Below are 8,869 nucleotides of genomic sequence, written 5' to 3' on the forward strand. Positions count from 1 at the left end.
CAACCATGGTGGTGGGCCGCGTCTGCACGGTTACGGTGGCCTCGACAGACGACGCGCTGTATAAATCGTCGCCCGCATAACTTGAGGTTATGGCATAGGAGCCGACCTCGCTCGGGCCGTAATAACTCACCGTGGCGTAGCCGGAAGCATCGGTCAGAGCGGTTTTGCTTGTATTGGTAAAGAAAAATGTGAGCACTTTTCCGCTGACGGCGACAGCAGGCAATGAAGTGTCCACCAGCCGCGCCGTCGCATCGAAGGAATAGCCGGCCGTAACCGACATATCGTCCATTGAAAGCGTGCTGCCGCGCGGAATGATGGTAAGGCCAATGGACGCGCTCTGCGCCGAGTATTCCGCGCTGCCGGCGAAACTTACGCCGACATTTCCAGTCCCGCGAACTGCCGGAGCCGTGAAAGCCGCGCTTGAAAGACCCGTCGCGCTGGTCAGCGCGGTCTTGGTGTCGGTTCCATAGACAAAAGTCATGACCGCCCCGCTGATCGCGGTCCCCGCGATCTGGTCGGTCAAAGTTGCCTGCGCCGAAAAGTTATCGTTGCGCTGAACGGTCACCGCCGGCGCGCCGATCGAGGTCGGACGCGGAGTCACCGTAATCGTAAGCGTTTTCGTGGAAGACACAAATTCGGTGTCACCCGCGAACATTGCCGTAAGGCTGCCGGTTCCGCTGGACGACGGCGCGGTGAATGTCATGCTGGCGATGCCGCTCGCGCTCGTGATGGCGGTGCCGCTTGATGTCCCGTAGGTAAATTTGATCGCCTTGTCCGGCACCGTGGCCGCGCCGTAATAAAGAGTGACCTGCGGAATGAAAGGCTCGTTGCGCGCAACGCTTATGTTGCTGCCCGAAATGCTGGTGACTTTCCGGTTTACCGTCACGTTCGGATAGACGGTTTTGGCAGCGTAGGCGAGATCGCCGTTAAAAGTAACCGTGGCTTTATAAACGCCGGAAGACAATGGCGCGGTGAAATCGGCTGAAGCCGCACCACTGTAAGACACCGCCGAAACCGTTGAACCGTAAAAATAGAACCAGACCGGCTTGTCGGTAAGCCCTGCGGACATTGTTTCGCCGTCCAGAATAGTGACGGACAGAGATACCGTTTCACCTATATTGACCGACTTGCCGGCGCCGAACATGAACGTATTGCGCCGGCGGACTGTGACAGCCGAAACCGTCGTTGTGGACGCATACTCGCCGTCACCCTGAAAAATAACCGTAGCCGTGTACACGCCGTAAGAAGTGGGGGTTTCAAACTCGGCCGTGGCGGATCCGGTTCCATCCGCCTCTATGGTCTGATCCTGCCCGTCAAACTGGAAGATAAGCGGCTTGCCGCCGATACCCTCGCTGCCGGCGTTCCACAGCAATTGCGCGTTGATGAGCGCGGTGGACACTTCTTCGGGAGAGTCACCCGTAGCTACCGCGCCAACCGCCGGTGCGCTTATTTTGGTCGCGTTGTCATATATTATGGTGTCTGTAAATGTGGCCGTATTGCCCACATTGTCCCGCACCTGCACCGCCACGGTTTTGGTGCCGGTTGAGGATTCAAGGTTCCAGGCAGTGGAAACGCTCGTGGATGTATTCGCAACCCAGCCGCTCCACTCGCCGGAAGGATAGTTCTGAATTCGGTAATCCTGTAACCCGGACTGTGTGTCAGTCGAGTTGATTGTCACCGTAACCGCGGAAGTGGCCACAAATGTGGCGCCGTTGTTGATGATGATGCTTCCGGTCGGCGAAGATTTATCTATTTTATAAGTGCCCGAATACCGGCTGGTTCTGTTGCCGGCGCCGTCCTCAACCTGCACATGCAGATAATATTCCCCGGCCGTGGCATAGGTTTCCGTTGCGACAGCAATATTGGCGCCCGGCAAAGCAACCCAATCGCTCCAGAGCGAAGGTGTCAGAGCGGAAGTGTTCCAATTGTATCTGTACTGGGAGAGCCTGGCGCCGCCGCTATCGCTCAAACCGAGATTGACGCTTACGCTGGTGCCCTCCCAGCTGCTGGAACTCGGCGCAAAACTGTCAACCAGCGGATAAGTGCCGTCTATGTAAAACGGCCCGGACACCGCAGTGCTGCCGGCTACACCGTAAGCGTTATAGGAACGCAGATGCAGATAGTATGTGCCATTGACATTTATCGTCGAAGTCAGTGTGGAAGACTCCCATATGGTTTCGTTGCCCGTGAAATCGTATGAAGGCGAATCCGACCACGCATACCGGTAATACTCCACGCCGCCCGCTCCGAACCCGGCGACGTTTGTGAATGTTATGGCCGTGCCGGTAGTGTACCACACGCCGGCGGTCTTGTTCGCCGTGACGTTGGGGGGGGCCGCGCCGGAATAGGTGGAAAGCAGGGACCCGTCCGTATAGCCGGCCTGGTTATACGCGCGTATCCTGCGGGTATAGAGCATGTTGGGCGAAAGCCCCACTTCAGTGTAACTGACGGTTCCGGCGGTTGTTGTGGCCAGATAGACCCCGGCAGACGAAAGCAGATTGAACCCCTGCTCCTGATACTGGCCGGAACTGTTATCGGTCCAGCTCCACTGGATAGTAGAAGACGACAGCGGCTGCCCGCTTGAAGGATCGGGCGTATGGGGCGGCGAAATGAAAGTGAAGGTCAGGCTACTGAAAGTCGGCGAATATCTGACATCGCTTTCCGACATATCCACTTTATACTGGTAAATCCTGCCCTGCACGGTTGAAGACGGTGCGGCGCCTTTTGACACCGTTACCCAAGTTGACTGGGTAACGTCCGTATCATCTGCGCGCACCGCAACGGTTAATGATGTGGACGAACCGACCACATCAGCCCAGTTCACCGTTTGAACCAGCGAGCCGGACGCACCGGTATCAATCTCCCGTGAAGAGAAAGAACCGCCCGGATAAAATTTGCCCTGCTCGCCGCCTAACGTGACGGACGGCGTTGTGGCATACTTGGTAACGTAAACCGGCCCGAACACCTGTGACGCGACTGCGGTTGTTGTGGAAATTTCGTCCATGAACATGTACAGATAAGTCAGCGATGTCGCCGCGCCGGAATATACCAGCGAATCGTTTATATAAAGTAGCGTCGCCGTGGAAAGCAGCATGATATCCACGCTCGCGGTTCCTGACACGTTGCCCGAAACCAGGTCGGCTCCGGCTCCGTAGCTGATGTTGCGCAACCCGTACCGGGGTATTTCGCCGTTCGATATGTAAAATTCAAGCGCCTTTGACGTGCTGTACGCGCTGGCGTTGTGTTCCTGCGACAGCATGAACGACGCACCCGTTTTTGCGTTGGAATTGGTTGCCACCGTGGTATGGAACCGATAGCCGGACAGCGTTCCCAGATCGTTATTAAGCCTGATTCCGGAGCGGGCGGGATTGGTAGGCCCTTCGCTTGGCGCGGCCAGTGTGAGTGTCAGTGTGCCGTTGCTTACCGCGGTCGCGGTAGACACCGCCGAATAGGCATACGAATAGGACCAGGTGCCGGTATCCAGCGAAGAACCGGGGAAAGCGTCAGCGAACACGAAAGTCGAGGTGGAGGAAACCGCCGTTGCCGACGCATACCCGTAATACGCGGTCAGCGTGACGCTGCCGCCGGCGGCAATAGAAGGCACCTTTACCCAGATTCTGGTGGCCGAAGTGTTAAGCCCGCTCTCAATCCAGTACGAAAGCGGCGTTGCCGAACCTGATACGACAAACCGCAAATCCGCGCCCGAACTGAGCATCCGTCCCTCGGAAATCGGCGTCAGCGTATCCAGCACCAGCAGAACCTGATAATTCGTAAGGGCGCTCGCGTAATTTGACGCGACGGTAATGTCGCGGCGGTAGCTGTAACTGCCCAGAGCCCAGGCCACGGATGTTGAAGGAGAGGAAATTGATGGAGCGCCGTAATTGTCAATCCGCACATAGGCGTTGGGGTCGGCGCCCGAAACGCGGGTCAGCGTAGCGGTGCCCAGATTGAGGTTTGCGGAACCGCTGTCGTTAATTGAGGCCGATGCGAAAAGTGCCGGAACAAAAAACGAAAAAAGCCCCGCCGCAAAAGCGGCGCGGGAGAAAATCGTTTTCATTTTTGATCCGCGCAATTTGTTCATATATTTAAAACATATTGCCTAATTGTACCGCAAAACCTAAAGCCGCCTTACCCCAAAACAAACCCCGCTCCCTTTATTTCCGGGAACCGGACTGCAGCTTTAAGCCGGCACAAATACTCGCTTTTCTATTGAACCTCCAAACTCTCGTTCGCCCGTACCGGCCACGAACGGATCTGAAAAAACAAACTCCCCACTCTATTGATTCACATAGTATACAATACAACGCCACGGCGCGCCATATCTTTTTTTGCCACTTTAGTCACACGCTTGTTCGCCCTGCATTCCAGTTCTTGCAGCTGTCACGGCCCGCGCAAATGCAAAGACTCTCCGGCGGCCAGACCACGCTCACCAAACAAAAATCTGAAGAAATGCAGAAACCGCGCGGCTATCCGGCCCGTCAGGCCGTTCCGCCTTCAGGAAAAGCCTGGCCCGCAAACCTGTAGCCGTGGCCGGGCACGGTTTCAACACAGCATGACAGCTTGCCCAGTTTTTTCCGCAGGTTTGAAATATGCATATCGAGCGCGCGGGTTCTAAGCCCTTCCGCGCCGCCCCATAAATGCCGCAGCAGGTACTGACGAGAAAGAGTCCGCCCTTTCTCCCGGCGCAGCAGGCCGAGAATTTCGAATTCCATTCTGGTCAGATTCAGCGGCTGTTCGCCCAGATACGCCTGCCGCCGGGCCTTCTTCATTCTCAGGGAATTGCCGTCAACGCCGCTCTCTGCGCAACGGTTGCGCCTGCGCAATAACGCGCGCACCCGCAAATTCAGCTCGCGCCGGTCAAAAGGCTTGAAAAGAAAATCGTCCGCGCCGCGCTCGAACGACTCCTGCATGCAGGAAAACCGCCCGTCGTCCGACAAGACCATGACCAGCGCGTCGCGCAGCTGAGGCTCCAGCCGGATAAGATCAAGAAAAAACAGCCCTGCCGTACCCGGCACCTGCAGATCCAGCACCAGCAAATCCGGCCTGAACGCCGCCAGCCGGTCCAGCTCTCTCTCGACCGTGATCATTCTCATGCACTCATAGCGCAGGCCTTTCATTGCCGAAAGTATTTCCTCCCCGGTATCCCGGTCGCATCCGACAAGAACTATGTTGTAATTCATCAGAAAACCTGCTGCCGGACAATGTTGATCTGGATGCGCCGGTTGCGGCTCATGTTCTCCGCCGAATCGTTCGGCACAAGCGGCCGGTATTCGCCGTATCCCACCCCGGACATCCGGGACGGATCAATCCCCTCGTCGTCGCCCAGATATTTGATAATGCTGTAGGCCCGGGCCATTGACAGAATCCAGTTCGATGCAAACGGGCATTTTCTGCCGGGCGGCATGTTGTCCGTATGCCCTTCCACAATAATATCGTTCGGCATTTCCTTGGCCACAATTGCGAACCCGTGCAGAACTTTTTTGGCGTCGTCGTTAAGCATGGCCTCGCAGGGCTGGAACATGATTTTGTCTTTCAGCGTGAGCTTTAAAAACCGCTCGTCGGAATCAATCTCCACCGCGCGGGTTGTGTCGGAAGAAACGAACGTGTCCTTAAGCGCCTCCAGCGATTCGTTCTCCTCGCGGCGCTTCTTCACCACCTGGGTTTCCTCTCCGCCGAACGCTTTCTGGATTTCCGACAGCGTTTCCTGCGCCTGCTCCTTTGCGACCGAACTCGACTGGCTCTGAATCGCGAACGCATACAGGAACAGGAAAAAAATCATGAGATAACTCATGAGATCGCCATATGTGATGGCCCACATTCCCTCGTTGCTTTCTTCCTGTTCCGGCTCTAAATGCATAAATTACGCGTTACGCGCCACCGCCTGCCTGATCATGCGCGATTTCAGAAACCCCACCATCTTCCGTTCGATTTCGCTGGGAGTCATGTTGGAATACGCAATAGTGAGCAGCGCTTCCATGATGATTTCTTTGGAAAGCAGTTCGAGATAGCTTCTGCTTTTGAGCTTGCCGCCCATAGGGTTGAAAAACAGGCCGGACAGCAAAATGCCGTAAAACACGGTTGACATGGCAACACCCATGTTCGCGCCTACGCGGCTGGGGTCGGAAATATTTCTGAGCACCGACACAATGCCGATAACCGTGCCCATCAGCCCCATCATGGGTGAAACCGAAGCCAGAGTCCGGAACACGCCAAGCACCTCGCGGTGCCGGCCCGCCATCTGTATCAGTTCCCGCTCGATAATGTTGCGCGCGGTTTCCTCGTCGGCGCTGGTCAGGCAGACGTGATAGGTGCGCAGGAAAAACCCGTCATCTTTGATAGCGGACACGTCCGACTCCAGCGAATCCATGCCGGACTGTCTCGCCTTCTTGCCCAGCTCCACGGCCAGCTCCACGGCTTTGTTCGCCGACAGCACCTTCGCCGGAAAAAAAATCCTCATGCCCGCGCGAAACACGTCAAAAAAAGCACCGGGCGGGCAATAAATCATCGTTGCGAATAGCGTGCCGCCTATGACAAGCACAATACCGTGGGCATTCAGAAAGGCGGATACGGACTCGCCTTCAATGATACCCCACGAATACATCCCCAGCCCGCAAATAATGCCCAGCAAAGCCATTACGTCCATGGAGCGCCTCCGTTAACGATATTAATATTATCAATGTTTCTGATCATTGTCAATCAATCGCCCGTGTGTATTCCCGCTTTGCAGAGCCTTTAGCACACTCCGCAATGGAATTGGCGGACTGTGCAGCCGCAACGTGAACCGGACACCGTACTTTTGCGCCAGCCACGCAGTCAGCGTAACGCCCGATGCACCGCGATAAAATTCAATGAAGCGAAAACTCCGTAAGATACGCTTACCGAGATCGCCGCGCCAAGCGCGCCCAGAGAAGGAGCAAGCAGCAGCATCAAAAAAACATCCGCCGCGATCGCCGCCAGCATGTTTACAGCCAGCAGGCCGGCCTGTCCGGTATAGCGCAGAAAAGACACCGAATATACCGTGAAAAGCGAAAACACCATGTATCCGCACATCACTCTGAGCACATTCGCGGATGCCGCGCCCGCTGCGCCGAACAGTGTGGACATAATGGCATCAGCAAAAATCAGCACCGCCCCGGCCAGCAGGCCCGAAATGACGGTATTCAGCTTCAGCAAAGAGTGCAGGAGTTTTTTCAGTTCAGCGCGGTTGGCATGGTCCAGCCTTGCGAACGCGGGCATGATACCCATGGAAATCGCCACCGCAAGATGCGGCGCCTTTACAAGCAGCTGCTTGGCCATCGAATACACTCCGACTTCATGATTGCCTTTTAGCATGCCCAGAATAACCGTGTCGGTTTCAGACAGCAGGGTATTGCTTATCTCGTAGACCAGCAGCGGCAGCGCGTAAACCGCCACCGATCCGGCGAACCCGGCGGAAAATTTCCACGGCTCTTTAATCCGTGCCCTGGCAAGCAGCAGCCCCGCCAGCACGGTCACAAGCAATGCCAGCGCGAAAGCCCACACAACAGGCAATAAACCGGCGAAAATACGCAATGCCGCGATCGTGAAAACAAGCTTCAGGCCGTATTCGAGCGTATTGATGATGAAATTGTTGCGGATCAGACGCAGCCCGATGAACACTTCCTTGAAAAACTCCGCGTGGCCCGCAAGAAAGATCGCCGGCGCGGCCGCCGCGATAAACGGCGCGAGATCCCTCCTGCCAAGCGCCGCCGCAAGCGGCCCCGCCAATACAAACCATGCCGCCATGAACGCCGCGCTCACGCAAAAACGCAATACCAGCGCGGAACCGAAAACGGACGCCAGCCGATCCGTTCCGTCATGCTGCGCCATGTGTTTTTGAGAGGAGAAATTTATGCCGCAGTTGGCAATGATCGCAAGAATGGAAAAAACGGAATAGAACAGGTTCCACTGTCCGTAAACGGAAGTGCCGGCCTTGCGTGCAAGATAAACCTGAAAAGCGTAAAACAGCACCAGCGCCGAGCCTTTGGCGGCGAAACTCCAGAATACAACAGGCCCGTACTTTAACCTGCCGAAAAAATTTGCGATCATTTGCCCGCCGCAACCGCCGTTTGTGGACATTTTGGCCTCATAATTTCACAGGAGCTTTTGCCGCCCGTACAGCAGAACCCGCCTCAGCAGCCCGCGTTTCTTCCGTCTATAAAATTCAATACCCGCGAATTTTGTATGTGGACATTTTATACACAACCCCCGGATCGCGTTAATATCCCGCCATGCGCGCAAGCCAAGCATTTTATTATACATTTTTAAGCGTATATTGTCGTTGCGCGCCACGCGCGCGGGACATGCGGAGCGGCACCCGCTGCAATGGCGGGGTTGGGACATCGCGCGCCGTGCGTGTTGTACATGCCGCCACGCGAACGGGACAGGCCCTGTGCGTTTCTGCCCCCCCAAGGCCGGAAACCGCATGCTGTGCTCGCGGGATATGCAGCAGCCGCTGTCGCGCGATATATTGTAAAATGGCAGATACGCCAAGGATATTTTTTTCGCAAAATGAAAATATTGATTCTGAATTACGAATATCCGCCGCTCGGCGGAGGCGGGGGGCACCGTTCCCGTTCCATAGCCGCGACCTACGCCCGCGAAAACCACGAGGTTTATTTCCTGACCACGGGCTGGGACCGGTTCGGCATTTTCTCCGAATATGGCTTTACCGTAAACAAACTTGACATCGGACGCAAACGCACCCATATCTGCACTTCGCCGGAAATGCTGAAATTCGTCATAAAAACGTGGCATGCGCTGACCGGCATACTGCGCGAAAACAAATTCGACCGGGTGCATGTTTTTTTCGGCGTGCCGACCGGGCTTCTTATATTTCACCCGGGCCTTA

Annotated in this window: 6 protein-coding genes; 1 reads left to right on the plus strand and 5 read right to left on the minus strand. The window is 55.9% G+C overall.

Translation table 11 applies throughout. From position 1 onward, the window contains the following. From PHW69_08845 to PHW69_08865, 5 genes are all read right to left on the minus strand, one after another. Positions 1–4,057: DUF2341 domain-containing protein (locus PHW69_08845; GenBank protein ID MDD4005291.1), on the minus strand; the 4,057-nt coding region annotated here is incomplete at its 3' end. Positions 4,058–4,478: 421 nt separating this feature from the next. Then, positions 4,479–5,180, minus strand: a complete 702-nt coding sequence (locus PHW69_08850; GenBank protein MDD4005292.1) for a response regulator transcription factor — start codon at positions 5,178–5,180, stop codon at positions 4,479–4,481. Beyond that, the gene (locus PHW69_08855) at positions 5,180–5,857 is read right to left on the minus strand and encodes a flagellar motor protein MotB (protein MDD4005293.1); all 678 of its coding nucleotides are present in this window, start codon (positions 5,855–5,857) and stop codon (positions 5,180–5,182) included. The genes PHW69_08850 and PHW69_08855 overlap by 1 nt, the downstream gene beginning before the upstream one ends. 3 nt (positions 5,858–5,860) lie before the next feature. After that, positions 5,861–6,643 (minus strand): MotA/TolQ/ExbB proton channel family protein, encoded by a 783-nt coding sequence (locus tag PHW69_08860; GenBank protein ID MDD4005294.1) that lies wholly within the window; start codon positions 6,641–6,643, stop codon positions 5,861–5,863. Positions 6,644–6,813: 170 nt separating this feature from the next. Continuing rightward, complete coding sequence (locus PHW69_08865) at positions 6,814–8,067, minus strand: oligosaccharide flippase family protein (GenBank protein MDD4005295.1); 1,254 nt, start codon at positions 8,065–8,067, stop codon at positions 6,814–6,816. A gap of 462 nt (positions 8,068–8,529) precedes the next feature. On the opposite strand from PHW69_08865, the gene PHW69_08870 reads away from it, so the two are divergent. Further along, positions 8,530–8,869: hypothetical protein (locus PHW69_08870; protein ID MDD4005296.1), on the plus strand; the 340-nt coding region annotated here is incomplete at its 3' end.

The organism is Elusimicrobiaceae bacterium (genome assembly GCA_028700325.1).
GTDB lineage: Bacteria > Elusimicrobiota > Elusimicrobia > Elusimicrobiales > Elusimicrobiaceae > JAQVSV01.

Bases quoted from the DNA above. Each gene is read 5' to 3' on its own strand.
- PHW69_08850 (MDD4005292.1), bottom strand. From the start codon at position 5,180: ATGAATTACAACATAGTTCTTGTCGGATGCGACCGGGATACCGGGGAG.
- PHW69_08855 (MDD4005293.1), bottom strand. From the start codon at position 5,857: ATGCATTTAGAGCCGGAACAGGAAGAAAGCAACGAGGGAATGTGGGCC.
- PHW69_08860 (MDD4005294.1), bottom strand. From the start codon at position 6,643: ATGGACGTAATGGCTTTGCTGGGCATTATTTGCGGGCTGGGGATGTAT.
- PHW69_08865 (MDD4005295.1), bottom strand. From the start codon at position 8,067: ATGATCGCAAATTTTTTCGGCAGGTTAAAGTACGGGCCTGTTGTATTC.